General features: G+C 70.5%; 21 protein-coding genes. 11 read left to right on the top strand and 10 right to left on the bottom strand.

The features are described 5' to 3' along the window. Positions 1-41: 41 nt before the first annotated feature. Together D7V80_RS21945 and D7V80_RS21940 are read left to right on the top strand one after the other, a co-directional pair. Complete coding sequence (locus tag D7V80_RS21945; protein ID WP_233585600.1) at positions 42-875, top strand: hypothetical protein; 834 nt, start codon at positions 42-44, stop codon at positions 873-875. 12 nt (positions 876-887) lie between these two features. Beyond that, positions 888-2,198: a M18 family aminopeptidase gene (locus tag D7V80_RS21940; protein WP_120590001.1), complete on the top strand. Its 1,311-nt coding sequence runs from the start codon at positions 888-890 to the stop codon at positions 2,196-2,198. A 78-nt stretch (positions 2,199-2,276) separates the two neighbouring features. Here the strand turns inward: D7V80_RS21940 and D7V80_RS21935 are convergent, their stop codons facing one another. Then, positions 2,277-4,409, bottom strand: coding sequence for a M4 family metallopeptidase (locus tag D7V80_RS21935; protein ID WP_120590000.1), 2,133 nt, complete (start codon positions 4,407-4,409; stop codon positions 2,277-2,279). A 371-nt stretch (positions 4,410-4,780) separates the two neighbouring features. Between D7V80_RS21935 and D7V80_RS21930 the strand changes: the two genes are divergently transcribed. Beyond that, positions 4,781-5,365, top strand: a complete 585-nt coding sequence (locus D7V80_RS21930; RefSeq protein ID WP_120589999.1) for a DUF2378 family protein — start codon at positions 4,781-4,783, stop codon at positions 5,363-5,365. 22 nt (positions 5,366-5,387) lie between these two features. Here D7V80_RS21930 and D7V80_RS21925 read toward each other — a convergent pair whose 3' ends face one another. Beyond that, positions 5,388-6,401 (bottom strand): serine protease, encoded by a 1,014-nt coding sequence (locus D7V80_RS21925; RefSeq protein ID WP_120589998.1) that lies wholly within the window; start codon positions 6,399-6,401, stop codon positions 5,388-5,390. Positions 6,402-6,572: 171 nt separating this feature from the next. Here D7V80_RS21925 and uvrA point away from each other — a divergent pair, with 171 nt between their 5' ends. The 3 genes from uvrA to D7V80_RS21910 all read left to right on the top strand — a co-directional run bounded on the left by uvrA (position 6,573) and on the right by D7V80_RS21910 (position 13,701). Then, positions 6,573-11,876, top strand: coding sequence for an excinuclease ABC subunit UvrA (uvrA, locus tag D7V80_RS21920; protein ID WP_120589997.1), 5,304 nt, complete (start codon positions 6,573-6,575; stop codon positions 11,874-11,876). Positions 11,877-11,910: 34 nt separating this feature from the next. After that, entirely contained in the window at positions 11,911-12,471 is a 561-nt protein-coding gene (locus D7V80_RS21915; RefSeq protein ID WP_199738791.1) for a glutathione peroxidase, read from the top strand. An 84-nt stretch (positions 12,472-12,555) separates the two neighbouring features. Then, positions 12,556-13,701, top strand: a complete 1,146-nt coding sequence (locus D7V80_RS21910; protein ID WP_120589996.1) for a chemotaxis protein — start codon at positions 12,556-12,558, stop codon at positions 13,699-13,701. Between the two features lie 8 nt (positions 13,702-13,709). Here the strand turns inward: D7V80_RS21910 and D7V80_RS21905 are convergent, their stop codons facing one another. The 5 genes from D7V80_RS21905 to D7V80_RS21885 form a co-directional block, all read right to left on the bottom strand. Then, on the bottom strand, positions 13,710-14,285 hold the full coding sequence (locus D7V80_RS21905; RefSeq protein WP_120589995.1) for a DUF4136 domain-containing protein: 576 nt from the start codon (positions 14,283-14,285) through the stop codon (positions 13,710-13,712). Between the two features lie 126 nt (positions 14,286-14,411). After that, positions 14,412-14,900, bottom strand: a complete 489-nt coding sequence (locus D7V80_RS21900; protein ID WP_120590013.1) for a hypothetical protein — start codon at positions 14,898-14,900, stop codon at positions 14,412-14,414. A gap of 5 nt (positions 14,901-14,905) precedes the next feature. Next, entirely contained in the window at positions 14,906-15,445 is a 540-nt protein-coding gene (locus tag D7V80_RS21895) for a zf-HC2 domain-containing protein (RefSeq protein ID WP_120589994.1), read from the bottom strand. Beyond that, positions 15,445-16,017 carry an RNA polymerase sigma factor gene (locus D7V80_RS21890; RefSeq protein ID WP_120589993.1) on the bottom strand — a complete coding sequence of 191 codons (573 nt, stop codon included), beginning with the start codon at positions 16,015-16,017 and terminating at the stop codon, positions 15,445-15,447. Before D7V80_RS21890 ends, D7V80_RS21895 begins: the two co-directional genes overlap by 1 nt. A gap of 150 nt (positions 16,018-16,167) precedes the next feature. Continuing rightward, positions 16,168-16,644 carry a peroxiredoxin gene (locus D7V80_RS21885; RefSeq protein ID WP_014398465.1) on the bottom strand — a complete coding sequence of 159 codons (477 nt, stop codon included), beginning with the start codon at positions 16,642-16,644 and terminating at the stop codon, positions 16,168-16,170. Positions 16,645-16,764: 120 nt separating this feature from the next. Between D7V80_RS21885 and D7V80_RS21880 the strand changes: the two genes are divergently transcribed. The 4 genes from D7V80_RS21880 to D7V80_RS21865 all read left to right on the top strand — a co-directional run bounded on the left by D7V80_RS21880 (position 16,765) and on the right by D7V80_RS21865 (position 22,530). Continuing rightward, positions 16,765-17,919 carry a YcaO-like family protein gene (locus D7V80_RS21880; RefSeq protein ID WP_120589992.1) on the top strand — a complete coding sequence of 385 codons (1,155 nt, stop codon included), beginning with the start codon at positions 16,765-16,767 and terminating at the stop codon, positions 17,917-17,919. Between the two features lie 158 nt (positions 17,920-18,077). Next, on the top strand, positions 18,078-19,247 hold the full coding sequence (locus D7V80_RS21875; protein WP_120589991.1) for a TfuA-like protein: 1,170 nt from the start codon (positions 18,078-18,080) through the stop codon (positions 19,245-19,247). 378 nt (positions 19,248-19,625) lie between these two features. Continuing rightward, the gene (locus tag D7V80_RS21870) at positions 19,626-21,500 is read left to right on the top strand and encodes a serine/threonine-protein kinase (protein ID WP_120589990.1); all 1,875 of its coding nucleotides are present in this window, start codon (positions 19,626-19,628) and stop codon (positions 21,498-21,500) included. Positions 21,501-21,621: 121 nt separating this feature from the next. Further along, the gene (locus D7V80_RS21865) at positions 21,622-22,530 is read left to right on the top strand and encodes a DUF2381 family protein (RefSeq protein ID WP_120589989.1); all 909 of its coding nucleotides are present in this window, start codon (positions 21,622-21,624) and stop codon (positions 22,528-22,530) included. Between the two features lie 14 nt (positions 22,531-22,544). Here the strand turns inward: D7V80_RS21865 and D7V80_RS21860 are convergent, their stop codons facing one another. Both D7V80_RS21860 and D7V80_RS21855 read right to left on the bottom strand, forming a co-directional pair. Continuing rightward, on the bottom strand, positions 22,545-23,456 hold the full coding sequence (locus D7V80_RS21860) for a type VI immunity family protein (RefSeq protein WP_120589988.1): 912 nt from the start codon (positions 23,454-23,456) through the stop codon (positions 22,545-22,547). Then, positions 23,456-24,232, bottom strand: coding sequence for a hypothetical protein (locus tag D7V80_RS21855; protein WP_147447173.1), 777 nt, complete (start codon positions 24,230-24,232; stop codon positions 23,456-23,458). The genes D7V80_RS21860 and D7V80_RS21855 overlap by 1 nt, the downstream gene beginning before the upstream one ends. A gap of 72 nt (positions 24,233-24,304) precedes the next feature. On the opposite strand from D7V80_RS21855, the gene D7V80_RS21850 reads away from it, so the two are divergent. After that, the gene (locus D7V80_RS21850) at positions 24,305-25,078 is read left to right on the top strand and encodes a DNA methyltransferase (protein WP_120589986.1); all 774 of its coding nucleotides are present in this window, start codon (positions 24,305-24,307) and stop codon (positions 25,076-25,078) included. On the opposite strand, the gene D7V80_RS21845 is transcribed toward D7V80_RS21850, so the two are convergent. Continuing rightward, positions 25,057-25,660, bottom strand: a 604-nt coding sequence (locus D7V80_RS21845) for a hypothetical protein (RefSeq protein ID WP_120589985.1), incomplete at its 5' end; no start/stop codon positions are given. The genes D7V80_RS21850 and D7V80_RS21845 overlap by 22 nt on opposite strands.

Below are 25,660 nucleotides of genomic sequence, written 5' to 3'. Positions count from 1 at the left end.
CAGCACGTGCGTTCCGTCCCCGTCCCGGTATGGTGCGCGCCATGTCCCCGCGCCTGCCCACCCAGTTCGCCGACCTCCTCACCCCGAAAGGCCGCCGCATTCTCGAAGGCCGAGACTCCGAGACGTGCGGCGCGCTGCTGGACCCCACGCGGCCCTTCATCGCGCTGCAGGGCGTCATCGACGTGAAGAAGGCCGCGGAGGCCCGCGACATCCTGGACGCCGCGCTGCGTGACACGCTCGTCACCATGGAGGACCCCATCCCGGAGGACTCCATCTCCGGCATGGTGGAGAACTACACGGAGGCGCTGCCCAAGACGGTGCGCGTGCGCACCGCGCTCCTGGAGAGCCGGCGCTCGCGCTCGTGGCGCGCGGCGGAAGGCGTGGGGCTGACGGCGCTGCTGCGCTCGGACACGTTCGCGGCCTTCGCGGCGACGGTGAGCGGCCGGCCGCTCAAGCGGGGCTGGGGCATCCAGGTGCTCTGCTACGGCCCCGGCGACTACACCGGCCCGCACAACGACCACCACCCGGAGGAGGCGGACGCGCGCGACGGCTACGTGGACATGCACGTGAGCCTCACGCAGCCCGCCGTGGACCACCAGTACCTCGTGTACGCGAAGGACGGGCACTTCTCCGAGCTGACCAAGGTCAGCACCGTGGGCGGAGTCACCGTGTACCGGCTGCCCTTCTGGCACTACACGACCCCGCTCGCCGCGAAGCCGGGGAAGGAGGACGCGGCGCGCCGCTGGGTGCTGCTGGGCACCTTCCTGGACGCCCCTCCCGGGACGCGCCCTTCCTCCACCGTCCTGCCGGCGGGCGCCCCTCCGCCTGTCCGGGCCGTGACAGTCGGACGTGGCACCGGGGCCGGACGGCGTTAGCGTGCCGGGCCCATGAGCCCGACTGACATCGACACGCAGGCCAACGACCTCCTCCAGTTCATCGACGCGTCGCCCACGCCGTACCACGCCGTGCGCGAGACGGCGCGCCGCCTCACCGCCCAGGGCTTCCGCGAGCTGGACGAGCGCGAGTCCTGGTCGCTGAAGCCCGGCGACAAGGTCTTCGTCATCCGCGGCGACACGAGCATCGCGGCCTTCCAGCTGGGCACGAAGCCCGTGGACACCACCGGCTTCCGGCTGGTGGGCTCGCACACGGACTCGCCCAACCTGCGCCTCAAGCCCAACGCGCCCGTCAACCGCCACGGCTACCAGCAGCTGGGCGTGGAGATTTACGGCGGGGTGCTGCTGCACACGTGGACGGACCGGGACCTGTCGCTCGCGGGCCGCGTGGTGACGCTGCACAACGGCCGCCCCCAGCACCACCTGGTGGACTTCCGCCGGCCGCTGTTGCGCGTGCCCAACCTGGCCATCCACCTCAACCGCGGGGTCAACACGGAGGGCCTGAAGCTCAACGCCCAGGAGCACATGGTGCCGGTGCTGGGCCTGGAGAGCGCGGGCCCCGCGGAGCTGAAGGGGCTGCTGGTGGAGGAGCTGGGCCGCTCGGGCGTGAAGGCCGCCGCGGACGACCTCCTGGGCTACGACCTGTGCCTCTACGACTTGCAGCCGTCCACCCGCTCCGGCCTGCACGGTGAGTTCCTCCACGCGCCCCGCCTGGACAACCTGGCCAGCTGCCACACCGGGCTCACCGCGCTCTTGAAGGACACCGGCCCGCGCGAGGCCACGGTGGGCGTGGTGCTCTACGACCACGAGGAGTGCGGCAGCCGCAGCGCGCAGGGCGCCGCGTCGCCGTTCTTGAAGGACCTGCTGGAGCGCATCGTCCAGGCGCACTCGGATGGGCGCGCGGACGCGTTCCACCGCGCCATCCGCCGCTCGTTCATGGTGAGCGCGGACATGGCGCACGCGGTGCACCCCAACTACTCCTCCATGCACGAGCCCAGGCACCAGCCGCAGCTGGGCGGCGGCCCGGTCATCAAGACCAACGTGAACCAGTCCTACGCGACGGACGGCGAGTCGTGGGGGTACTTCGCGGCGCTGTGCAAGGAGGCGGGCGTCACGCCCCAGCACTTCGTCACCCGCACGGACCTGGGCTGCGGCAGCACCATTGGCCCCATCACCGCGGGGCAGCTGGGCATCCGCACGGTGGACGTGGGCAACCCCATGCTGTCCATGCACTCCATCCGCGAGCTGGCCGCCGCGTCCGACGTGGCCCGCATGGTGGCGGTGCTAACGCGCTTCTTCGCCTGAGCGAGCAAATGAAAGAGGCGGGCCCGGTGGTGACACCGGACCCGCCTCGGATGTTTCAGGAAGCTTGCAGCGAAGCGACTAGTTCACGCCCACCGCGGTCCAGGCGTCCTTCACCTTCTGCACCTGGACGGAGTCGGCGCCGTGCAGGTCCGTGGCGGCCTTGATGGTGGCCTCGCGGGCCTGGGCGAACGTCGTGCGCGGCGTCATGTACGTGGTGAGGGCGCGGGTGAAGATCTTCAGGCCGTCCTCCATGCCGATGCCGCCCTTCACCTCCAGGCCGGACGTCTTGTTCTTGCCACCCTCCACCAGCAGGTAGAAGGCGTTGTTGGAGATGCCGCTGGAGCCGTGCACCTCCGTCTGCTTCGGGTAGTTCTTGTAGTTGTCGACCGAGTAGTTGTCCTTGGTCGGGTCGTTCATGTAGCGCAGGCCGTCCTCATCGGTGCCGTTGTTCGGCGTCCAGGCGGCCTCGCCCACGGTCCAGTTCCACTTGGCCTCGGGGTTGTTCTGCGCGGCGTACCACTCCACGCCCGTGCCGATGATGTCGGAGAAGGACTCGTTCAGGCCGCCGGACTCGCCGCTGTAGATGAGGCCCGCGGTGCGCTCCGTGAGGCCGTGCGCGATCTCGTGGCCGGCGATGTCCAGCGTGGTGAGCGGGCCGGACTGCTTCCCGTCGCCGTCGCCGTAGCTCATCTTCTCGCCGTCCCAGAACGCGTTCACGTAGTTGTTGCGCACGTGCACGTAGCTGACGAGCTTCTCACCGGCGCCGTCGATGGAGTCACGACCCATGATGTTCTTCATGAAGTCGTAGGTCATGGCCGCGCCGTAGTGCGCGTCGACGGCGGCCTTGGCGCGCGCCGGGTCGGTGGCCTCGCCCCACTTGTCGTTGTCGTCGGTGATCTTCGTCTGGCCGGACGCGGTGGTCTTGTTGTTCGCGTCGTAGGTCACCACGCCCTTGCCGCGCGTCGAGTCCTCCAGCGAGTACGTGCCGTCCGCTTCCTTCTTGGTCTTCAGGTCCACGTGGCCGCTGTACATGGACAGGTCGTCCGCGGTGCCCGCGGGCGGGTTCTGAGGATCCGTCGGCGGAGGCGTGGTCTCCTTCGCCTGGATGTTGATGCTCCAGTTGTTCAGGGTGCCCGTGTCACGCGCGGCCTTGTCCTCGACCTTGAGCGTCCACTCGCCCTTCGTGTTCTCGCCCGCGAACGCGGCGGACAGGTCGAAGGAGCCGGCGATGTCGTCCTTGGAGCCGCCCTTGCGGTCCTGCACCACGTGGGACTTGCCGGAGGGGCTGGTCAGCGTGACCTTCAGGTCGCCGCTGAAGGTGTGCTTGATGTTCAGGTCGAGCGACAGCTTGTCGACCGTCACGTTGTCCGGGAAGGTGATCTTCGACTCGACCTGGCCCTTGTCCGGGATGGACGCGTTGGGGCTCGCGGTGCCGTTCACCTGCATCGCCGCGGCGGCCTTCTTGCTCCAGCCGCCAATCTTGTTGAAGCTCTCCAGCACCGCGCCGGTGTTGGCGTCGATGATGTAGTTCTGCTTCTTCGGCTTCTCCTGGCCGGCGATCTGCGTCACTTCCACCTGGTAGGCGGCGCGGTACTTGCCGTCCGCGTCCTGGTAGACGACGCGCTCGGAAGAGGGCTGCTTGTCGGCCTTGCCGCCCAGCTCCTTCTTCGCGATGTCGATGGCCTGCTGCGGGGCCAGCTTGACCTTCTGGTTGCCCAGGCCCGCGGGGATGGCGTTCTGCTCACCGGTGACGCTGGACACCTTGCCGTCCGCGCCCAGGTGGCTGATGACCTGCTCGCCGAAGACCTTCACGCCCTCGTGCATGCGGTCCAGGCGCACGTGGGTCATGCCCAGCTCGTCGCGCTCCACGCTCTTGGCGGCCAGCGTCGGGCCGGCCTTGTTCGCGGCCAGCAGGTTCGACGCGGTCAGCGGCGGGGTGAGGTGCTTCAAGGACGTCTGGATGGCCTGCTGCGCCTCCTTGCTGTCCAGGGCGAGGCGGCCGACCTGCGCGGAGGTGGCCCCCGTCGTGGACGCCTGCGACGTCGCCGCGGCGGCGGCCGTGGGCTGCGCGCCCGCGGCGGCGCCCGTGCGGGAGACGGACTCGAAGCCGTCCTTCACGCGAAGGACGTTCTTGGCCTTCGCCGGCGCGGAGGTGTCGGTGGTGGGACGGAGGGAAACGGGCGTCGAACCTTCGGTGCGGCGAATGGTCATTGAGCACTCACGCTGCAAGGGGGATGAACAATTCTCGCACGATGAACACCGAGAGTTTCCGATGGGTTGAAGAAGTTAACGCGGCAGCCCGGGATTCAGGGGATAGCACCGGTGGACTTCCTGTGAATTCAACGGTTGACACACAATTTTTGCTTTCAGTGGGGGTCGATTGTGACCCGAATTCCTGAAATCCCCGACGCGAGCCGTCATGGATCAGCGAGGGCGGGCGGGAAAATGCGGAAGAAATATTTCGAAAAGTCCACAACAGCGGCAGCCAGGCGAGCAGGCCCGGCGCGTGGAGGCTGATACAGTGAGACACGGTTTCCCGGCCGGGATGGTGCTGGGGCTGGACCCTGGGGGGGTTGGAAGACATGGAGCCGTGGATTCATCCGGAGACGCGGGAGGCGCCTGGCCTGCCGCTGCTGATGGTGCGGGTGCCGCGCCGGAACTTCGAAGGTCTGTTCGAGCACGCGCTGCGGCCCTCGGGCCCGTTCGCGCAGGCGCTGCGGGACGTGGGCTACGACCCGGACGCGGTGGAGGAGCGCCTTCCCCTGGAGGTGTGGCGCGCGTCGCTGGCGGTGGCGCGGCGGCATGCGTGCCCGGGCCTTGCGAGCGAGGACGCCAACCGCGTGCTGGGCACGCACTACGTGGAGGGGTTCGCGCAGACGCTCGTGGGGCGCATCTTCGCGGCGGCGGCGCCGCTGCTGGGCGCGGAGCGGTGCCTGGCGCGGCTGCCCACGTACCTGCGCGCGGGCCGCGAGGACATGAAGCTGGTGCTGGAGCCGGTGCGCGCGCGCGAGTGGCGGGCGCGGGTGGTGGACGCGGATCCGCTGCCGGACTTCGTGGCGGGCGCCATGGAGCAGGTGCTGCGCCGCACCCGGGTGCTGCCGCGCGTGGACGTGCTGGAGCGCGCCGAGCACTCCTATTCGCTGCGGATCCGCTGGGACGAGGCCTGAGCGGCCCGCGCGTCCCCCGCCGCTAGTTGAGGTACGTCTTCGGAGGGGGGCGCTTGTTGGCGGGGGTGAGCGGCGCCGGGCGCGCCTGGCGCCACCGGCCGATGACGTCCATCAACCCGTCGAACGTGTCGCGCAGGGCCCAGGCCCGGTCCTCCACGTCCTTCAGGCCCTCGCAGCGCAAGAGGCCGTCGCGCAGCGCGCGCTGGACGCCGGGGCAGTCGTCGCGCTCGTCGATGAGCTGTTCGGCGGTGTGCGCGTAGAGCCGGTAGCAGCCCTCCACGTCGCCCCGGTTGTAGGCGGGGGCGCCCACGTTGATGGCCTGGCCCAGCAGCGAGGCCACGGACTCCACGGCGGGCGTCGCGCAGCCCTCCAGCAGGCCCACGGGATGCTGCGGCACCTGACGCACGCGGGTGGCGCGCTGCCGGGGTGCATCCAACGCGGACAGCGGCCGGGGCGGGCCGGGCACCTTGAGGAGCGGCGCGATGTAGCGCACCGGGATGACCAGCCCCAGCGCGCGGCCGTTGGCGAGCGCCGCGGTGGCCAGCCCCACCACCTGTCCCCGCGCGTCCAGCACCGGTGAGCCCGACGCGTCCTCGGGCAGCGTGCGGGACAACTCCAGCAGGGTGAGCCATTCCCCCAGCACCTGCACCGCTCGGACTTCGAGGACGCGGGGTTCGGGGGGACGGTCCGCGTGGGCCTGGAGGACGTGCAGGGCCTCGCCTTCCGAGGGCAGCGTGGCCGGGCCCAGCGCGAGGGCGGGCACCAGGTCCGGGACGGACAGGCACAGGACGGCCAGGTCGCGGCGCTCGTCCACCGCCGCCACCTGGACCACCGGGGAGCGCAGGCCGTCTGGCAGCACGGCGGTGATGGCGCGCGCGCTGGCGACCGCGTGGAGGCTGGTGACGACGTGGCCTTCGGAGGAGATGACGAAGCCCGTGGCGGTGTGGCCGCCCAGGTCCAGCAACACCAGGGAGGCACTCGTGCGCCGAAGGGCCTCTTCGGCCCGCGCACGGCGTGCCTGGACGTCGTCGGACATGGCCACCCCCGTTCGGCCGGCATTCCCACCGGGATGCGTTCCATGTGACCGGCCGCATCACGTTGTATCAGCCTGCCCGCTCCCCACCCAACCCACCCGGGCGGGGCGATGTTGGCCGTCATCATGTTGTGATTGGCGCGCGAGTGTCCGGTCGTTAAACCTCCGGCCGGCATGCACAAGACCCACCTCGTCGGCGCCCGCACCCACAACCTCAAGGATTTGTCCGTCGATCTCTCCGAAGGGGAGTTCGTCTGCGTCACCGGCGTGTCCGGAGGCGGAAAATCGAGCCTCGCGCTCGACACGCTCTACGCGGAGGGTCAGCGCCGGTTCGTGGAGAGCTTCAGCCCGTACGCCCGGCAGTTCCTCGAGCGGCTGGAGCGGCCGCCCATGGACGCGCTGGAGCCCGTGGCCGCGGGCGTCGCGGTGGACCGGCGCGCGCCGGTGAAGAGCTCGCGCTCCACGGTGGCCACGCTGGCGGACGTGGAGCCGTACCTGTCCGCGCTCTTCACCCGCGAGGCGATGCCGGTGTGTCCGGACTGTGGCCTGGAGGCGGTGCGCACCGACGCGCGCGTGGCGGCCCAGGCGGCCCTCCGCGAGCACCCGGACGCGCAGGGCGTCTTCACGTACCCGGTGCGCATCCCCGACACGTCCGCGTTCATCGACGCGCGGGCCCGCCTGCTGAAGGACGGCTACCACCGGCTGATGGTGCAGGGCGAGGTGAAGGAGTTGGAGACGCTCAAGCCGGGCGAGGCCACCGACCCCGCGGGCGTGGCGCAGGTGGTGGTGGACCGGGTGAGGCTGACGGACGCGAACCTGTCCCGCGTCACCCAGGCCCTGGAGGACGCGTGGGCGCGCGCGGACGGCGAGGCGCTGCTCTTCCTGCCGGAGGTCGCGCCCAGGAAGCTGCGCCGGGGCTTGGTGTGTCCGAAGTGCGCGCGTGAGTTCGAGCTCGCGAGGCCGGGCCTCTTCAGCTACCAGAGCCCGGTGGGGGCGTGCGCGCCGTGCCGCGGCTTCGGGCGCACCATCGGCATCGACTGGGGCAAGGTGATCCCCAACCCGGGCTTGAGCCTGGCGCAGGGGGCCATCCGCCCGTGGTCCGGCCAGTCCACCAGCTGGGAGCGGGAGATGCTCCAGCGCTACTGCAAGCAGAAGGGCATCCCCTTCGACAAGCCGTGGGAGAAGCTCACCGCCGCCCAGCGCGAGGCGGTGCTCCAGGGCGAGGGCGACTACGACGGCGGCCGCGTCTACCCGGGCGTGCGCGCGTGGTTCCGGTGGATGGAGGGCCGCACGTACAAGATGCACGTGCGCGTGCTGCTGGCCCGCTATCGCGCGTACACGCTCTGCGAGAGCTGCCACGGCGCGCGCCTCAACGAGCAGGCCCGCGCGTGGCGCGTGGGCGGCATGGATCTGCCGGCCTGGCACGGGCTGGAGCTGACGGACGCGCTGGCCCGGCTGGACGGGCTGAAGACGCTGACGGGGCAGGGGGACCTGGCGCGGCGCGAATTGTCCGCGCGCCTGCGCTATCTCCAGCGCGTGGGCCTGGGCTACCTCACGCTGGACCGGCCCGCGCGCACGCTGTCGGGCGGCGAGGCGCAGCGCGTGTCGCTGACCGCGGCGCTGGGCACGTCGCTGACGGGCGCGCTCTTCGTGCTGGACGAGCCCACCGTGGGGCTGCACCCGGGGGACGTGCCGCCGCTCACGGAGGCCATCGCGGAGCTGGCGGACCGGGGCAACATCGCGCTGGTCATCGAGCATGATCCGCTGATCATCCGCTCCGCGCACCGCGTGCTGGAGCTGGGCCCGGGCGCGGGACGCCATGGTGGCAAGCTGTGCTTCGACGGCACCCCGGAGGCGCTGGCGAAGCGGCAGGACCTGCCCACCGGCCGCATGCTGTCCGGCGGGGCGGAGGCGCCGCGCACGCCGCGCACCCGCACGGGGGAGCTGGTCATCCGCGAGGCGCGCGAGCACAACCTGAAGGACGTGTCCGTGCGCGTGCCGCTGGGCGTGCTGTGCGCCATCACCGGCCCCAGCGGCTCCGGCAAGAGCACGCTGATGGACGAGGTGCTCTACCGGCACCTGGCGCGCGGGCTGGGCGTGAAGGACGTGGAGGCCCCCGGCGACGTGGCGGCGGTGGAGGGCGGGGCGCAGGTGGAGGCCATCACCTTCGTGGACCAGTCCCCGCTGGGGCGCACGTCGCGCGGCAACGCGGCCACGTACACCAAGGCGTGGGACCGGCTGCGTGAGCGCTTCGCCTCGGAGCCCGACGCGGAGGCGCGAGGCCTGACCTCCGCGCACTTCTCCTTCAACGTGGACAAGGGCCGCTGCGAGGCCTGCTCCGGTGAAGGCTACGAGACGGTGGAGATGCAGTTCCTCGCGGACGTGGCCCTGCTGTGCGCGGTGTGCCGGGGCCGGCGCTTCAAGGAGGAGGTGCTCGCCGTCCGGCACCAGGGCTTCAGCGTGGCGCAGGTGCTGGAGATGACGGTGGACGAGGTGCTCCAGCACTTCGGCGACGACTCCGCGCTCAAGCGCACGCTGGGGCCGGCGCAGCGGCTGGGCCTGGGCTACCTGCCCCTGGGCCAGCCCCTGTCCACGCTGTCCGGTGGCGAGGCGCAGCGGCTGAAGCTGGCGCGCGCGCTGGCGAGCGACGCGAAGGGCACGCTGTTCCTCATCGACGAGCCGAGCGCGGGCCTCCACGCGGAGGACGTGCGCCACGTGATGGCCTCACTGCACGCGCTGGTGGACCGGGGCGCGAGCGTGCTCGTGGTGGACCACGACGTGTCGGTGATGAAGGGCTCGGATTGGATCATCGACCTGGGGCCCAAGGGCGGCCGGGACGGTGGCCGGCTGGTGGCGGAGGGGACGCCCGCGGACGTGGCGAAGGTGCGGGGCAGCGCCACCGCCGCCGCGCTCCGGGGCGAGGGCAAGCCGCTGGCGAAGGCGGTGAAGCTGCGCCGCCCCGGGAAGGAGGCGCCACCCGCCATCGAGGTGGAGCACGCGCGCGAGCACAACCTCAAGGACGTGTCCTGCCGGATTCCCCTGGGGAAGATGACGGTGGTGACGGGGCCCAGCGGCTCCGGCAAGAGTTCGCTGGTGTTCGACGTCGTCTTCGCGGAAGGCCAGCGCCGCTTCCTGGAGACGCTGACGCCGTACGCGCGGCAGTTCCTGCCCACGCTGCCGCGCCCGGACGTGGAGCGCATCAGCAGCATCCCGCCCACCGTGGCGCTGGAGCAGCGCACGTCGCGCGCGGGGTCCACCAGCACCGTGGCCACCGTCACGGAGGTGGCCCACTACCTGCGGCTCATGTACGCGAAGATTGGCGAGCCGCACTGCCCGCATGACGACACGCCCATCGGCGCCACCACGCCGGCCGCGCTCTACGCGCAGGTGCTGGCGACGAAGGGCGACGGGCAGGTGCTGGCGCCCGCGGTGCGTGCACGCAAGGGCACGTACCTGGACGTCTTCACCGCGGCGGCGCGCGCGGGCATCACCCAGGCCATCGTCGACGGGGAGCTGGCGTCCACGGACAACCCGCCGCGCCTGGCGAAGACGAAGGAGCACGACGTCGACCTCGTGATGTACGAGGGCAAGCTCGCGAAGCTGCCGCGCGAGCTGTTCGACGCGTCGCTCAACTGGGGCAAGGGCGCGGTGAAGCTGCGCACGGGCAAGGCGGAGACGCTGCTGTCCAGCGAGCGCACGTGTCCGAAGTGCGGCACCGCCGTGCCGGAGCTGGATCCGCGCTGGTTCTCCTTCAACACGAAGCAGGGCCGCTGCGAGTCGTGCGAGGGCACCGGCGTGCAGGGCGGCGCCGCCGCGATGGCCGAGGGCGAGACGGCCCCGTGCCGCACGTGCGGTGGCACCCGTCTGTCCCCGGTACCTCGCGCGGTGCGGCTGGAGGGCGCGCGCTACCACGAAGTGGTGCAGGCGTCGGTGACGGCCACGCTCGCGCGCGTGCGCACCTGGAAGCTCAAGGGCGACCGGGCGCTCCTGGGCGAGACGGCGCGGCAGGAGATGCTGCGGCGCCTGGAGTTCCTGGAGCGCGTGGGCCTGGGCTACCTGTCCCTGGACCGCAACGCCGCCACGCTGTCCGGCGGCGAGATGCAGCGCTTGCGGCTGTCCGCGCAGCTGGGCGCGGGCCTCACCGGCGCGATGTACGTGCTGGACGAGCCCACCATCGGCCTGCACCCGCGCGACACGCACCGGCTGCTCGACAACCTGCGCGCGCTGGTGGAGACGGGCTCCACGGTGCTGGTGGTGGAGCATGACTCGGACACCATCCGCGCGGCGGACCACCTGCTGGACCTGGGGCCCACGGGCGGCCGGGGCGGCGGCCACATCCTGGCGGAGGGCACGCCGGACGTGGTGCTGGAGTCGGACTCGCCCACCGCGCAGGCACTGCGGGCCGCGCAGGTGCGGCCTCCGTCCGGCAGGGGGGAGCCGAAGGCCTGGGTGGAGCTGAAGGGCGCTCGCGCGAACAACCTCCAGCGCGTGGACCTGCGGCTGCCGGTGGGGCGGCTCAACGTCGTCTCCGGCGTGTCGGGCTCCGGCAAGAGCACGCTCATCCGGCAGGTGCTGTACCCGGCGCTGCGCGACAAGCTGGGGCTCGTCACGGCGAAGGCCGGCGCGTTCGACGCGCTCAAGGGCACGGAGTCCATCAAGCGGGTGCTGTCGGTGGACCAGTCGCCCATCGGGCGCACGCCGCGCTCGGTGCCGGCGACGTTCCTGGGCATCTGGGACGAGCTGCGCCGCGTGTTCGCGGCCACGCCGGAAGCGAAGATCCGCGGCTTCGGGCCCGCGCGCTTCTCCTTCAACACGGCGGCGGGTGGCCGCTGCAAGGTGTGCGAAGGGCAGGGCGCCATCTCCCACGAGATGTCCTTCCTGCCGGACGTCGTCACGCCGTGCGAGGCCTGCAACGGGGCGCGCTTCGACGCCGCCACGCTGGAGGTGCGCTACCACGGGCTCACCGTGGGCGACGTGCTGCGCCTGTCCGCGGACGAGGCGAAGGACGTCTTCCGCGCGCTGCCCAAGGTCGCCGCGCCGCTGGAGTGCCTGGCGGACCTGGGCGTGGGCTACCTGCAATTGGGTCAGGGCTCCAACACGCTGTCCGGCGGTGAGGCGCAGCGGCTCAAGCTGGCCGCGGAGCTGACGGCCACCTCCCGCCACGAGCCCACGCTCTACGTGCTGGACGAGCCCACCACCGGCCTGCACCTGGGCGACGTGGAGAAGCTGATCACCTTCATGGGCCGGCTGGTGGACCGGGGTGACACGCTGGTCGTCATCGAGCATCACCCTTCGGTCATCGCCGCGGGGGACCACGTGGTGGAGCTGGGGCCGGAGGGCGGCGAGGGCGGTGGCCGCATCGTGGGCGAAGGCACGCCTCGCGAGGTGGCGAAGCTCAAGACGCCCACGGGCCGTGTGCTCAAGTCGGTTTTTTCCGCTGAAGAACCCAAGGCGCGCGTCGCCTCACGGGGACGGTGAATCCATGCGCTCCTTCCGGCATCCTCCGTCCGCCATGAGAACCTCCCTGCTGTGCACCGTCGCGACGCTGCTCTCCCTCTCCACGGCGGCCTCCGCCGCGGACAAGACCGAGAAGAAAGCCATGTCCTTCCACCAGCTCTCCGCCAACCGGCTCGACGGCAAGCCCGAGAAGCTGTCGGACTTCCAGGGCAAGGTCGCCCTCGTCGTGAACACCGCGTCCGAGTGCGGCTACACGCCGCAGTACAAGGGCCTCCAGTCGCTCTACGACAGCTACAAGGACAAGGGCGTGGTCGTGCTGGGCTTCCCGTCCAACGACTTCGGAGGCCAGGAGCCGGGCACCTCCGAGCAGATCGCGAAGTTCTGCGAGCTGCGCTTCAAGGTCTCCTTCCCCATGTTCGAGAAGGTGAAGACGAAGGGCGAGGGCCAGTCCCCCGTCTACGCGTTCCTCGCCAAGGACCATGGCGAGCCCAAGTGGAACTTCCACAAGTACGTGGTGGGCAAGGACGGCCAGGTGAAGGCCGCCTTCCCCAGCAGCGTCACGCCCGACAGCCCGGAGCTGAAGGCCGCCATCGACAAGGCGCTCGCGGAGAAGTGACGGGCGTCGGACGTCCGACGTTGGCTCCGCCCCGGGGGACTGCTCGGCGGCGGGGCCGGGCGTGCGCAGCATGGGTCCCGGCCCATGTCTCCGGTTCTCTTCCCAGTCCGCGTCGTGACCGTGGTGCTGCTCGCGGCGCTGGGCGGTGGATGCGCGTCGTTGGAGCCGCGGCGCTCGGAGCTGGCCACGCGCGTGGGGCACTCCGACCTGTCCGTGGCGGCGCTGCGCATCCAGGTGCGAGACCTGGCGCGGCGGTTCTCCGGCCTGCTGGAGGCCATGGCGGACGACGTGGCCGCGCGCTCCGGCTCGCCCCAGGTGGCCGGGGCCATGCTGCGCTTCAAGTCCAACGCGGTGCCCGCCGTGCAGAGCTCGCTCTTCCAACCGGACCCCGTGGCCGCCCTCATCGACACCTGGGCCCTGCTGGTCCAGCTCCAGGACGCGCTGCCGCACTATGCCGAGAACCCGTCGCCGGAGGTGGTGTCGCAAGCGAATGAGACGCTCGCGGACCTGGAGTCCCAGGTGGAGGACCTCTGGCGCGAGGTGACTGGCAGCGAGGACGTGTCGTCGGCGCGTGCGAGGGTCCACGCGTGGGCGGCGGAGCATCCGCTGACCGGGCCACTCGTGACCCGCGAGTCCACCACGTCGCTGCTGGCCTCCGTGACGGACGTGTCCGGCGGGGGCCTGCGCTCCGCGGCCGCCGGCCTTGTCGAGGACACGCGCGACCTCACCGCGCGAGTGGACCTCTACGCGACCAGCCTGCCCCGGCAGGCCCGCTGGCAGGCGGAGCTGGTCGCGACCGACGCCCTTCGCGCTCCCACGGTCCAGGCCGCGCTGGCGGAGCTGGGGCGCACGGTGGACCTGCTGGACCGCGTGGGCGCGGTGGCCGCGAACTCGCCCGCGCTCATCGAACGTGAGCGCCGCGCGGTGCTGGACGCGCTGCACGCCGAACGCCTGGGCCTCCAGGAGTTCATCACCGGCGAGCGGCGGGCGGTGTCCGCGGACGTGGGGCGGGAGCGGCAGGCGGTGGTGGACGCGCTGCACGCCGAGCGCGTGGCCACGCTCCAGCAGCTGGACGGACTGGCGCGCGGCTGGGTGGACCACGCGTTCGACCGGCTGGGTCCGCTGGTGGACCGCGTGTTCCTCTGGCTCACGCTGCTGGTGGTGCTGCTGGGCGTGGGTGGCCTCCTGGGAGGCCTGCTGCTCACGCGGGCGTGGCGGCGCGCGCGCTGAAGGAGCGCCTACTTCTTCTCCTTCGGCTCGGGCGGGAAGTCCTTCAGCATCTTCTGCACGCCTTTTTCAATCTTGCCGCTGTCGGTCTGGGCGCTCGGGTTCTCGCCGATGTCCGACTTCGCCGTGCCGCGCCAGACGAGCTTCCTCTCCTTCGCGTCCACCACGTCGAGGATGAGCGTGCCCTCGTCGTACTCGCGCACGTACGTCTGCGAGGGCCCGTAGTACGAACCCCAGAACGGATCCCACGGGTAGCCCCAGTAGTTGTCCACCGTCTCCGCGGACAACCGCTTGTTGATGGCGCCCTGCCACCCGATGAGGAAGTCCGGGTTCGCGCTCGCATCCACCCGCTGATAGCCGCGGGACTGGAGGTCCTGGTCCACCGCCCCCATCACCTGGCTGTTGGTGATGTCGTTGTTGATGCGCGTGTCCTTCGTCTGCTGGGGATGCGTCAGCCACGCATAGGTGTGGAACTGCTGGATGCGCTGGACGGCGGCGGGGTCGTAGTTGGTGCCGACATCGACGCCCGCGCAGGACGCGAGCCCAAGGCCCACGAGCACGGGAAGAACACGGGACAGCAGACGCATGGCGGACTCCAGGAGGAGGGGCCCCCTTGGGGTAGGAGCCCGGTCGATGCCATGACCTTGGGTATGGCTCCTGGGGCTGCCCGGCCGTGCCCGTCCGTCCGCCTCCGACTCCGGGGAGGGGCGTCCTCAGTCGCCGCGGGATTCCTTCGGTCCCTTGGCCTTCAGCCCCTTCATGCTCTCGGAGCGGGCCATGACCACGGCCAGCCGCGCGCGCTTCTCCGGGGTCAGGTCCTTGGCGAGCGCCTGGTACAGCTCCCGGTCCAGCGCGGCGATCTGCGCGCGGGCGTCGAAGACCTTCTGCGCCGCCGCGTCCACCTGACCCAGCGCCGCGCTGTCGCCCCGCGACGCCAGGTGGAGGATGCGCGCCGAGTCCCGCACCTGCTCGCGCAGCGGGCGGCGCCGGTCCTCGAAGCGGCGCAGCGTCTCATCCATCTTCAGGGCCTGCGCGCTGTCCAGCTCCAGCGTGTCCGCCAGCTCCAGCACCTGCCGCAGCCGCTGCCGCTGCTCGGCCCGGGCCATGCGGTCGGCGTCACGAGCCCCCGGCTCCCTCGGTCCAGGCTGCGCGATCGCCATCACCGGCAGCGCGAACACGAGCGCCCAGGTCATCCGCTTCATCGTCTTCACAGTGTCTCTCCCAGGTCGAAGTCTCCGTCCAGGCCGGAGTCGTCCCACGACAGGTCCTCATCCAAGCCGTACCCCGAGCCGTCGTCCTCCAGCGGATCCAACCCGGCCCACGCCTCGAAGGCGGCCAGCGTCTCCGCGTCCACGTCGTCGCGGGCGCTCGCGGACTGCACGGAGGCCGGCGTCGTCACCGGGCGGGGCGCCTTGAGCCGCTCCAGCGCGGACGGCCCCAGCATCAGCGCCACCACCGCCGCCACGGCCGCGAGCGAACCCAGCGCCCGGCGGCCCATCCCCCGGCGCGTCTGCTCCCGGCGCCACGCCGCCAGCGTCCTGGCGCCCAGGCCTTCCTGCGCGCGCACCTCCACGGGCGTCTGGGGCGGCAGCGCCACCAGGCCCAGGACCTCGCGCGCGGAGGCCACCTCCGCCTGACAGGCCGCGCAGGACTCCAGGTGGGCCTGGAAGCGCGCGGCGTCCTCTCCCTCCAGCGCCTCCGCGGCGTGGAGGCTCGCCTGCTCCTCGTATTCCACGCACGCACCCATCACTGCGTCTCCCCGGCCACGTCGGCCTTCAAGCGTTTCACCGCGTGGTGGAACTGCACCTTCGCGTTGTTCTCCGTGATGCCCAGCGTCTCCGCGATGTCCTTGAACGGCAGACCGCCGTCCACCCGCAGCGTCAGCACCTCGCGCTGACGGCGGGGCAGGGCCAGCACCGCCTGGCGCACCCGTTGGCCCTGCTGGGTGCGCTCCAGGGACGCGTCCGCGCCCTCGCTCATGTCCGCCGCCACGTCATCCGTCACCGACTCCACCAGCACCGGCCGCCACCGCAGCCCCTGGCGCGCGTGATTCTTCGCCAGGTTGAGCGCCACCCGCACCAGCCACGAACGGAACGGCGTGGGCGTGGTGGGCGTGAAGCGCGCGAACACCCGCCGCGATGCCTCCAGGGCCCGGAGGAAGGCCTGCTGCGTCAGGTCCGCCGCGTCCTCCGCGCTCACGGTGTAGCGGCGCATCAGTGAGAAGACGAGGCCCCGGTGCCGTTCGAAGAGCTGGCCGAACGCCGTCGCGTCCCCCGCGAGGAAGGCCCCGCACAGGGCCTCATCCGAGAGAGCGCTCACGGCCCCACCGGGCCGCACCAGTCCTAGGACCCGTCCGCTCACAGGGGCGCAAACCCTCCAGGGGCCGGAAGGTTATTTTCCGGCCCGTTTTTCGCCTCCAGGGACATGCGGGAGGCGTCCGGTACCGGGCAGGCGGGCGGGCGCAAGGCCTCAGGCGGAGGCGGAGTCGCTGCCCGGGGCGGGGTGGGCCTGGAGGTACTTCAGCACGTCGTCCAGGTGGCGGTAGACGCGCACCTCGTGGTGGATGACGTGTTCCACGACGCCGTCCGCGCCGATGATGAAGGTGACGCGCCGGTCGATGTTGAGGATCGGCCAGAGCACGCCCCAGGAGCGGCTGATCCGCCGTTCGTCATCTCCCAGGAGGGCGAAGTGGATGCCCTCCTGTTCGGCGAAGTCGCACTGGGTGGTGAGCGTGTCCACGGAGACGCCAACGAGCTCCGCGCCCAGCGAGCGGATCCGTTCGTGGTTGTCCCTGAAGGCGCGGTTCTCGATGGTGCAGCCCACGGTGAAGGCGCGGGGGAAGAAGAAGAGCACGACGCGCCGGCCTCGCAGCTCCGACAATCGAACGGTCTGCCCATGGCAGTCGGTCGCTGCGAAGTCCGGTGCGAGTTCTCCGACGGCAATCATTCGATGCGCGCTCCATCCCGATACGGCGGGGCTGTCCTTCCCCTACCACGTTTTCCCCGTCATCCCATGCCGCGCCGCGCCGGGCGTCCGCTAAGGTGCCCCTCCGTGTCACCTGTCTTGATGGAATCCATTTCCCCCGCCTTCCTCGATGCCCTGGCCCGAGGCCTGGGCGTGACCCGGGTCGCCCGGGTCACCGGCCTGGACCGCACCGGCGTGGAGGTCGCCTGTGCGGTGCGTCCGGGTGGGCACGTGCTCCAGGTGTGTAATGGGAAGGGGCTGACGTACGAGGCCGCGGCCCGGGGCGCGCTCTTCGAGACCGCGGAGCTGTGGGCGGCGGAGACGGTGCGGCCGGAGCGGCTGCGCTGGGGTTCCCGGACGGAGCTGGAGCGGACAGGCGACACGGTCTGGGGCGTGGAGTCGCTCGGGTCGGCGGGCGCGGTGGTGGCGCCGAGGCTCGCGGGGCCGGCGGTGCGGCTCTCGTGGTGCGAGGCGCGGACGCTGGATGGGGGCGAGCGGGTCTGGGTGCCGGCGCAGGGGGTGTACTGCCCACCTGCCGGGACGGTGGAGCTGGGTCCGGTGTCGGTGGCGTGGACGACGAATGGCTCCGGGGCGCATCCTGAGTCGGACCCGGCGCTGCTGCATGCGCTGCTGGAGGCCACGGAGCGCGACCAGCTGTCGCGGGCCTTGCCGGAGGGCTGGTCGGAGGAGGGCGTGGTGGGGCGGATGCTGCGGCCGGAGGGCCTGGAGGACGGGGCTCCGCGCACGGCCGCGCTGAGGGACGCGCTGAATGCCCAGGGATTTCGGGCCTATCTCTTCGATGTGACGCCCGCGCCCCGGACGCGCGGGAGGGTGGGGCTGCCCGTGGCGGCGGCGGTGCTGGTGGACGCGGACGAGGGGCCGGTGCCGCTCACGGCCGGCTATGCGTGCGCGATGGACCGGGATGAGGCGTTGCTGAAGGCCTTGCTGGAGGCGGCGCAATCGCGGCTGACGGACATCCACGGAGCCCGTGAGGACGTGGCGGCGGCGGACCGCGAGGCGGCGCTGGGATTCGCGCAGGCCCTGTCGGAGGTGCGGCCCCGTCGCGGAGTGGATGCGATGCCGGACGCGATGGACCGGCGAGCGAAGACCGCGAAGGCGAAGGTGCGCACGGTGTTGTCGCTGCTGGACGGAGCGGGATTCACGCAGGTGGCGGGCGTGGCGCTGGACGCACCGGTGCCCGGGCTGCACGTGTGGAAGGTCGTGGTGCCGGGCATGCGCGTCTCGGAGCTCCTGTGAAGCGGCGGTCAGGTGGGAAGGGTGCAGGGGCCGTCCCGGATGCCGCGAGCAGTCCTGCGCGTGAGGGAAGCCGCGTGAGGAGCAAGCGGACAGGGTCCATGGATCCAGGTGCTCCGGCAGCCGGGAGCACCCCGGGGCCTGCGCATAAGGGAAGTCGCGTGAAGCGCCGGCCCGAGGACTTGGTGGTGTTCCTGGGGCCTTCGTTGCCCGCCGCCGAAGCCCGGCGGATCGCGCCCTGCACGGTGTTGCCTCCCGCGCGGCAGGGGGACGTGTGGCGGGCGCTGTCTCTCAAGCCCCGCGCGCTGGTGCTGGTGGACGGCGTCTTCGAGGCGCAGCCGTCCGTGTGGCATCACGAGCTGCTCGCGGCGCTGGAGGCCGGAGTGGCCGTCTTCGGCGGAGGCAGCATGGGCGCGCTGCGTGCCGCCGAGCTGTCCGCGCACGGCGTGGTCGGCGTGGGCCGCATCTTCGGCTGGTATCGCGACGGCGTAGCGGTGGACGACTCGGAAGTGGCGCTGCTGCACGCGGACGCCGAACACGGTTGGCGTCCCCTCACCGTGCCCCTGGTGAACGTGCGGCACGCGGCGGAGCTGGCGCGAAAGGCGCGTGTGCTGGGGCGTTCGGGGGCGCAGGCCCTGATGGACGCGGCCGCGGGCATCTTCTACCAGGAGCGCACCTGGGCCCGGATCCGCGAGGCCGTGGAGCCCGCGTGGACCCGCCCCGTGCGCGAAGCCTGGGACGCCTGGTTCGCGGGCGGAGTGGAGGACCTCAAGCGGCTGGACGCCATCGAGTGCGTGCGCGCAGGCGCGGAGTTCGTGAGCCGGGCGCCTCCGATGCAACCGGGAGTGCGGCGCAATCCTTCGTCGCTGGTGAGGCGCCGGCGCCTGATGGAAGACGTGACGCGCGTGGGGTCCCGCGCCGTGGACTCCGGGCGCGTGATGGAGCTGCTGCGCGGCGCGCCCGATGCGGCGGCCTGGGCGGAGGCGGGTCTGCGGCGGGCACTGCTCGCGGGCTGGGCGCGTTCGCTGGGCCTCGATGCGACGGAGGAGGAGATCGCCGCGGAGGAGGCCGGGTGGTGGAACGAGCGGAAGGTCCGGGCCTCTCGCCGTGAGGCCTTCCTCGCCGCGAACGGGCTCGATGCGCTGGAGCTGCGCCGCTTGTGCGAAGCCCGCGCGCTGGAGCGCTTGGCCTTGAAGCATGCGTCCCGGCTCCTCCCGGATGGTCCCTCCTGGGACGAAGCCCTGGCTTCCGAAGCCCGACTGGGAGGCCAGTGGGAGCAGGCCGCCCGCGCGCTGGCGGAAGCGGACGACACGTCCGACGAAGGCGAATAGCCGGCCGGAGACGGGCCCCACGCAATCCCAGGCAGGGCCCCCTGTCGCATCCGGACGGGCTGAAACCTGCTTCACGAAACCCAGGCTGCCTGGCGGGTTGGACGCCCGTTCAGGGTCGACCCTCCTGCTGCGTCACGAAAAAACGTGACAGCCCCGCAGGGCCAGATAGGGTCAACCCCGGAGGTTGTCCGCATTGAACACCGCTCCCTGGGTGGTTCCGCCAAGTGGGTCCGCGCCGTCATCGGCCGGGCACGCTCGCGGATTGCGGGGAATCCGACCTCCGCGGTGGGGTGTGGCAGGGAAGGCGCCCTCGCCGGTCCTGAAAACCCGGGTGGTCGTCCCCACCTCCCAGGTTGTGTCACGGCTTGAGTCAGGGTCATGACCACGCCGCTTCACCCGGACCAGCTTGAAGTCGGCCACAGTGTCGGCCCCTGGCGAATCGTCGGGGCGCTTGGCGCGGGAGGCTTCGGCCGGGTCTTCAAGGTGGAGCGGGGCGGGAATGTCTACGCGCTGAAGCTCGCGTTGCGTCCGGCGAACCAGCACGCCAGCGATGAAGAGGATGTCAACGGGCGGGTCACGCGGGAGGTGGCGGCGCTGCTCGCGTGCGCGCCGCATCCCAACCTGCCGCGCGTGCACGCCGTGGATCGCTGGCCGGAGCCACCGGACGGCTACCTCTTCCACGTCACCGACTTCGTGGACGGCGAGACGTTCCACGAGTGGCGCTGGCGGGTGAAGCCCTCCGCCGCGCACCTGCTGACCGTCTACACGGAGGTCGTGCGGGTGGTGGCGGATCTCCACCGCAGGGGCGTGCATCACCGCGACCTCAAATCGGACAACCTGCTCATCCGCCGTCTGGACGAGCGCCCCATCCTCATCGACCTGGGCACGGCGCGCATCCCAGGGGCCTCCACGCTGACCGTAGGCGTAGCGCCGGCATCGCCGCATCTGCTGCCGCCGGAGTGTGTGGCCTTCCTGCGCGAAGGCTCCTGGAAGGCCGGCGCGAACTTCGACGCGGGCATCCCAGGCGACCTGTATGCGCTGGGCGCGCTGCTCTACGAGTCCCTGACGGACGGCTACGCGTTCGACCCACGCCTTCCCTACGAACGGCTGCTGCCCGCCATCGAGACGGTGGTGCCGCGAGCGCCGAAGGACATCAACCCCAAGGTCCCCTCCAGCCTGTCGGACATCGCGATGCGGCTGCTCTCCAAGCGCCCCGAGGATCGCTACTCGGGGACGGAGACGCTGCTGCAGGCGCTCTGGGACGCCGCGAAGGACAAGCGCCACGCGGACTGGAAGGTCTCGCTGGACGTCCCAGCGGATCCGGATGCGTCCGGCCTGGACCGGGGTGTCGTGTCGCTGTCGCAGTTCCCTGGGAGTTCCACGGAGCTGACAGCGCACGTCCGTGAGCCAGCGCCCCCTGAGCCGTCATCACCCGCGGAGGCCGTCGAGCCGAAGCGGCGCCGTCGTTACGGCGCGGTGCTCGGCCTGGGAGCACTGCTGCTGGGCTTCTTGATCTTCGGACTGGCGCGACAGACGCCGGACCGTCCTCCACCTGCCGTAGCGCCTGTGTCTGAGAAAGGAAGTTCGTCCGTGACACCAACCCCGAGTCTTCCCGATGCCGCCGTGCTCGCGGTGGCGTCTTCGCCGGATGCGGGTGATTCCGCTGCGGCGGAGCCGACTCCGCCCGCGCCCACCGAGGTTGCGACCCCGTCCGTGAAACCCCCGCGAGCGGACGGCGGTGTCATGCGGAAGATCGCTGGAGCGGCCGTTGCGGCCTGCGTGGGCGCGTCGTGCGCGGGCGGCAGTGGCAACACCCCCAGGGATCGGAGCGAACCGTGCCCGGCGGGAGCCAAGGAGGCCATGGTGGAGTTGAGGTCCGGCCACATCGCGTGGCACGGCGTCTGGCTGTCGGAGGATCAGTTTTACCAGACGGAGATCCGTGAAGGACCCATCAACGGCATCGTCCATGACGAGGCGGCGAGGCGCGGTGCCTTGCCGATAGGGACGAAAGTGAAGGGCCGCGCGGTGTTCGAACCGGGAATCACCCGGTTGCTCTTCACGGAGGCCACCCTACCTGACGGGAGGGTCTTCCCCATTTGCATGGAGTACTTCGACAAGAGAAACAGTCAATATGGCCACGGTTTGAACCTTGAAGGCTACGAGCCGCCCACCTCTACGACCCGGTGGGTCCCGAACCAGTTGTACGGTGTGTTGGGGGTCAAGCGTCTTAACGTGTACTACGAGCCCAGGTAGTAGGCGCTCGCCGCATCGACGCCTACTCGTGGAGGTGAGTCATCCGCGAACGGCAGGTGCACGTAACGCCCCATGATAGAAGGGAACTCCTGCTGCCCCGGTTCGAGGAGCCCTCCCCACCGTGCCCTCCTGTCTGTTCGTCGCGCTTCCGGTTCTTCTCTGGTCGACCCATGTATTGGCGGCTTCTCCCGTCGGAAACGATGCGGCTGAGGGGACGCTCCGGATGGAAGTGGGAGCGGACGGTGTGGGGACGCGCCCCATCCACATCGGGCCTGGGGTGAGCACGACGCTCCTCTTCGATACCGACATCCAGCAGGACGAACTGAGCCTGGATTCACGAGCACAGTTCGCACGGGTGAGCACGGGCAGTTCCGTTCTCGTGCTCGTGCCGTCCAATGACTTGCAGAGAGGGGACAGCTTGAAGCTGTCCATTCCCTTCAAGGATACGGGCTCGGCGCTTCCCTCAAGGTTGTCTTTGACCTTGGTGGTGGATTCAGGTGCCGTGGATCGGCAGGTGGAAGTCTACCGACGGGTGCGTTCCGCGGAGTCGTACCGCCAGGAAGTGCAGCAACTTCGCGCGGAGATCGAGCGCTTGCGGAAGGAAGGTGTTTCCTCGGGAGGGAGCGCGCCTGAGCCGACGGGTCTCCGGGGGCTCCTGACGGCCTCGACGCGGCTTCCTGGCATCGGGGTCGAGAGTGTAGAGCAGTCCATCAAGTGCAGGCGCCCGTGCTCACTCAAGCCGATGAGAGGTGCGGCGTTCACGTCGGGCTCGCGACGGGCCGTGCAGTTGGTGCTGAGGACGGCCGACAAGAAGCCATGGACCATCGGGAGGGCCGTGCTGGTGGACCGGCAGGGAAAGGAGTGGCAATCCTTTCCGCCCTTTCAGACCGGACCCATTGCGGCCGAGTCTGAGGTGACCTTGATCCTGGAGTTCGATGTCAACGGCGCAGAACTGGAGGGCTACCAACTGAGCGTCACGGATGTGGATGGCGCCCGGACGATGCAATGGAGCGGCATCAATTTCCCCTGAGCCTGAATCCCAACTCAGTCCAGGAACCGGCGCTCCCATCTGCGCAGGGCGTCGTTGTCTCGGTGACGGCGTGAGACCTCTCGAGCCGCGAACCAGGGTTCCAGAATGCGTGCCAGTTCCCGGTGAGCTGGCAGCATGCGTCCTTCAGCGGTGTCGCCCGCATCGGGTTCGGCTCCCAGGGTAACGACGGCACGGTCTTCCCCCAGCGCCAGCACGGAGGTCCCCGGTGCCTGGAGACGGGTCTTCAGCGCGGAAGCGCCCCCCAGCGCTTCGAGCATCGGCGGGCCCAGGAAGTTCATCCAATGGACGCCCTGGACCCTTTCTCCCACTGAGTAGGCATTGTTGTGTTCATCCGGCACGTCCATTCCTGGATAGCGAAGTCCAAGTTGAAACATGTGCTGCATCAAATCCTTCATGCCCAGCCAGGCATGGAAAGAGGGTCCTGCATGGCCGGAGTTGAAGGGCAGTGACTTCGCCAGGGAAAGAGCAAGTTCTTGGAATGGACCATGGCCCTGAGATTGGATCGGATGGGCCGGAAGCCAGAAGGAGATCGCGCAGGTATGCAGGCCCGGTGCGCGGCGGCTCTCCGGTGAATCCAGGTCAACGCCCCGGTAGAGGAATTGATGGTCGACGAGGCTTCCGTAGCTGTCCCGCAAGTGGATGAACGGGGCCTGATGCGTCAGCAGTTCCCGATGTGTTGATTCGAGCGCGGAGTCATCCAGGACGCGCCACTCGCCTTCATGGTCAGGGTACCACGTCAGTGCCTGGCGCCCGACAGCTTGGAGGTAGGTTCTCAATGCCTGTGAGATCAGGGGGGCCAGTTCTCGATGCGAACGTCGCATGTAGAAGCAGATGCTGAGCCCCGCCTTCATGATGATGGAGCCATTGCTGGCAACCACTTCGACAGAGGGCAGGTTCCCGGGCATCAGTAGACTCCCAAGATGGGGGAGACCCGGAAGGCATCGACGCCCAAGGCCTCTTCATACATTTCACCCTGGAGGCGGTCCTCCCAGGGGTGCCCTTTGGGGTACTTTCGCCAGACACCTTGCTTGCCAATAGGGCAGGGAAACTTGAAGTCGTAGCTCGCTTCGGGGCGAAGCGGGTCTCCGAGATGGATGACCACATCCGGAATGAGCGTGCCCAGAAGCTGGCCCGCCTGTCCGGACCGAAGCCACGCTTCCGCTTGCGCGCGGGTGATCAACCGGAGCGCTCCCGTCCTCATGTCGTAGCCGTACCGTTGTTCCAGGCTGAATCCACCGGGCCGCTCGACGGACAGGTGCTCCTGGACGCAGCGAAGGGCGACCACGTGTTTCTCCTGGCCCCACTGCATGGCCCGGGTGATGGGTCTGCCCGCCGCATCCGTCCCGACCTGCTCCTCGCACTGCTGCGCCGTAGGCGTCTTGCCGTCGAGGAGTCGCAGATTCACCTCTTCGTTCGCCAGGTTCGCGCACTTCTTCAGGATGTCATGCAGGCGGCCTCGGGCCGCCGCATCCATGACCTTCAGCGCCCCTGCCACGGACGCACCGGCCTGCGCTGTCGCGCGGATCCGGGTGGGCATGACCGCGCAGTAGGCAGGGTTGGTCCGGCACGCATTCGTGCCGGAATCCAGGGCCTGCCGGTACTCCCGCCGCGGTTGTCCGCTGCCCGCGGACTGGCACCCGCAGAGCAGCAGCCAGCCCAGCAGGGCCGCCGTGTGACGCATCCTCATGGCTACCGAGCGTGCCAGAATCCCGGCACCCCCGTCCCCATGCCGGGTAGGGTGCGGCTCCACACGATGACCTCCGACCTCACGCCCGAATCCCTGCGCTGCGTCCGCGCCGACGCGCGCGAGCCCGAGGGCTACCGGGCCGCCCTCGGCGACACCCGCGCCTCGCTGCTCCACACGGACCCGCCCTATTGCCTGCTCACCCGGCGCCGCAAGGGCGGGGACCTGCGCGACCCCCGCGCGAACAAGAAGATCGACCGCAACCCCATCGTCCGCTTCGAGTCCGTGCGCGACTACCGCGTCTTCTCCGAGGCCTGGCTCACGCGCGCCACCGCGCACCTCACCCCGGACGCGCCCCTCATCATCTGGACCAACCTGCTGGGCAAGGAGCCCATCCTCACCGCCGCGTACGGCCTGGGCTACACCCACCTGCGCGGCGAATACGTCTGGGGCAAGCGCACCACCGACAAGAACGCCAACGAGCAGCTCCTGCGCGTCTACGAGGTCGCCCTCGTCATCGCCCGCACGCCCGCGCCGCCGCTTGCCCCCGGGGACGCCCCCACCGTGTGGGCCGTCGTCGGCGGCTACGACGATGACGCGGAGGCCGTGCAGTGGGGCGGCCACCCGCACCACAAGCCCTTCTCCGTGCTGGAGCCCCTGGTCCGCACCTGGAGCCGCCCCGGCGATACGGTGTTGGATCCGTTCGCCGGCAGCGGCTCCATGCCCTCCGCCGCCCTGCGCCTGGGCCGCCGCCCCGCCTGCATGGAGGTCGAACCCGAGTGGGCCGAGCGCGTCACCCACCGGCTGCGTGAAACAGCCCGTCAGCTGGCCAGCGCCCGGTAGAAGCGCGTCTCGCTCCACCGGGGCACGTCCGTGGGGCGGTGGCCCCACCAGTTCATCACCAGCGTGCGCCGCTCGCGCGAAGGCCCCGGCAGCTTGCCGTCCGGGACCTGGTTGTCCGCGTCCAGCACCCCGTGCGTCAGCGTCCCGTCGAACACCACCAGCCGGTTGGGGCGCGGCGCCACCAGCGTCAAGTCCTCCAGCCGGTCCGGCGCGAGCGACGGGTTGTCTTCACACGGCAGCTCCCGCGTCACCGCCAGCGCGCCGCCCCGCACCCGGTTGAGGAACAACACCGACGAGCGCACCGGGTGCACCAGCTTCCCCGTGGCCAGCGCCAGCCGCTCGTCCCGGTCCTGGTGGAAGTCCACCCGCACGTCCGTGGCCCGCATCCGCGACAGCCACCACTCCACGCCGGCAATCTTCCAGCCCTTCGTCACCCGGGGCCGCAGCGTGTGGATGACCTCCTCCACCACGTTCTCCGGAGGCCCGAAGGCGTACCAGAACGTCGTCTGGTACGTGTGACGCAGGCGCTCCCCCTTCAGGTCCCCCACGCGGCGCGACAGCCGTTGGAAGAGGGGCGGGGGC

Source organism: Corallococcus sp. CA054B (genome assembly GCF_003611625.1).
GTDB classification, from domain to species: domain Bacteria; phylum Myxococcota; class Myxococcia; order Myxococcales; family Myxococcaceae; genus Corallococcus; species Corallococcus coralloides.
Note: the sequence above shows the minus strand (reverse complement) of the source record. Positions and strands in the feature narration are given on the sequence as shown.

What these genes read in the sequence shown, in the direction of transcription:
- D7V80_RS21910 (WP_120589996.1), top strand. Translation starts at nt 12,556, where the DNA reads ATGTCTCCGGTTCTCTTCCCAGTCCGCGTCGTGACCGTGGTGCTGCTC.
- D7V80_RS21895 (WP_120589994.1), bottom strand. Translation starts at nt 15,445, where the DNA reads ATGGGTGCGTGCGTGGAATACGAGGAGCAGGCGAGCCTCCACGCCGCG.
- D7V80_RS21855 (WP_147447173.1), bottom strand. Translation starts at nt 24,232, where the DNA reads ATGCGTCACACGGCGGCCCTGCTGGGCTGGCTGCTGCTCTGCGGGTGC.
- uvrA (WP_120589997.1), top strand. Translation starts at nt 6,573, where the DNA reads ATGCACAAGACCCACCTCGTCGGCGCCCGCACCCACAACCTCAAGGAT.
- D7V80_RS21870 (WP_120589990.1), top strand. Translation starts at nt 19,626, where the DNA reads ATGACCACGCCGCTTCACCCGGACCAGCTTGAAGTCGGCCACAGTGTC.
- D7V80_RS21860 (WP_120589988.1), bottom strand. Translation starts at nt 23,456, where the DNA reads ATGCCCGGGAACCTGCCCTCTGTCGAAGTGGTTGCCAGCAATGGCTCC.
- D7V80_RS21935 (WP_120590000.1), bottom strand. Translation starts at nt 4,409, where the DNA reads ATGACCATTCGCCGCACCGAAGGTTCGACGCCCGTTTCCCTCCGTCCC.
- D7V80_RS21880 (WP_120589992.1), top strand. Translation starts at nt 16,765, where the DNA reads ATGGAATCCATTTCCCCCGCCTTCCTCGATGCCCTGGCCCGAGGCCTG.
- D7V80_RS21850 (WP_120589986.1), top strand. Translation starts at nt 24,305, where the DNA reads ATGACCTCCGACCTCACGCCCGAATCCCTGCGCTGCGTCCGCGCCGAC.
- D7V80_RS21945 (WP_233585600.1), top strand. Translation starts at nt 42, where the DNA reads ATGTCCCCGCGCCTGCCCACCCAGTTCGCCGACCTCCTCACCCCGAAA.
- D7V80_RS21925 (WP_120589998.1), bottom strand. Translation starts at nt 6,401, where the DNA reads ATGTCCGACGACGTCCAGGCACGCCGTGCGCGGGCCGAAGAGGCCCTT.
- D7V80_RS21930 (WP_120589999.1), top strand. Translation starts at nt 4,781, where the DNA reads ATGGAGCCGTGGATTCATCCGGAGACGCGGGAGGCGCCTGGCCTGCCG.
- D7V80_RS21915 (WP_199738791.1), top strand. Translation starts at nt 11,911, where the DNA reads ATGAGAACCTCCCTGCTGTGCACCGTCGCGACGCTGCTCTCCCTCTCC.
- D7V80_RS21940 (WP_120590001.1), top strand. Translation starts at nt 888, where the DNA reads ATGAGCCCGACTGACATCGACACGCAGGCCAACGACCTCCTCCAGTTC.
- D7V80_RS21885 (WP_014398465.1), bottom strand. Translation starts at nt 16,644, where the DNA reads ATGATTGCCGTCGGAGAACTCGCACCGGACTTCGCAGCGACCGACTGC.
- D7V80_RS21900 (WP_120590013.1), bottom strand. Translation starts at nt 14,900, where the DNA reads ATGAAGCGGATGACCTGGGCGCTCGTGTTCGCGCTGCCGGTGATGGCG.
- D7V80_RS21905 (WP_120589995.1), bottom strand. Translation starts at nt 14,285, where the DNA reads ATGCGTCTGCTGTCCCGTGTTCTTCCCGTGCTCGTGGGCCTTGGGCTC.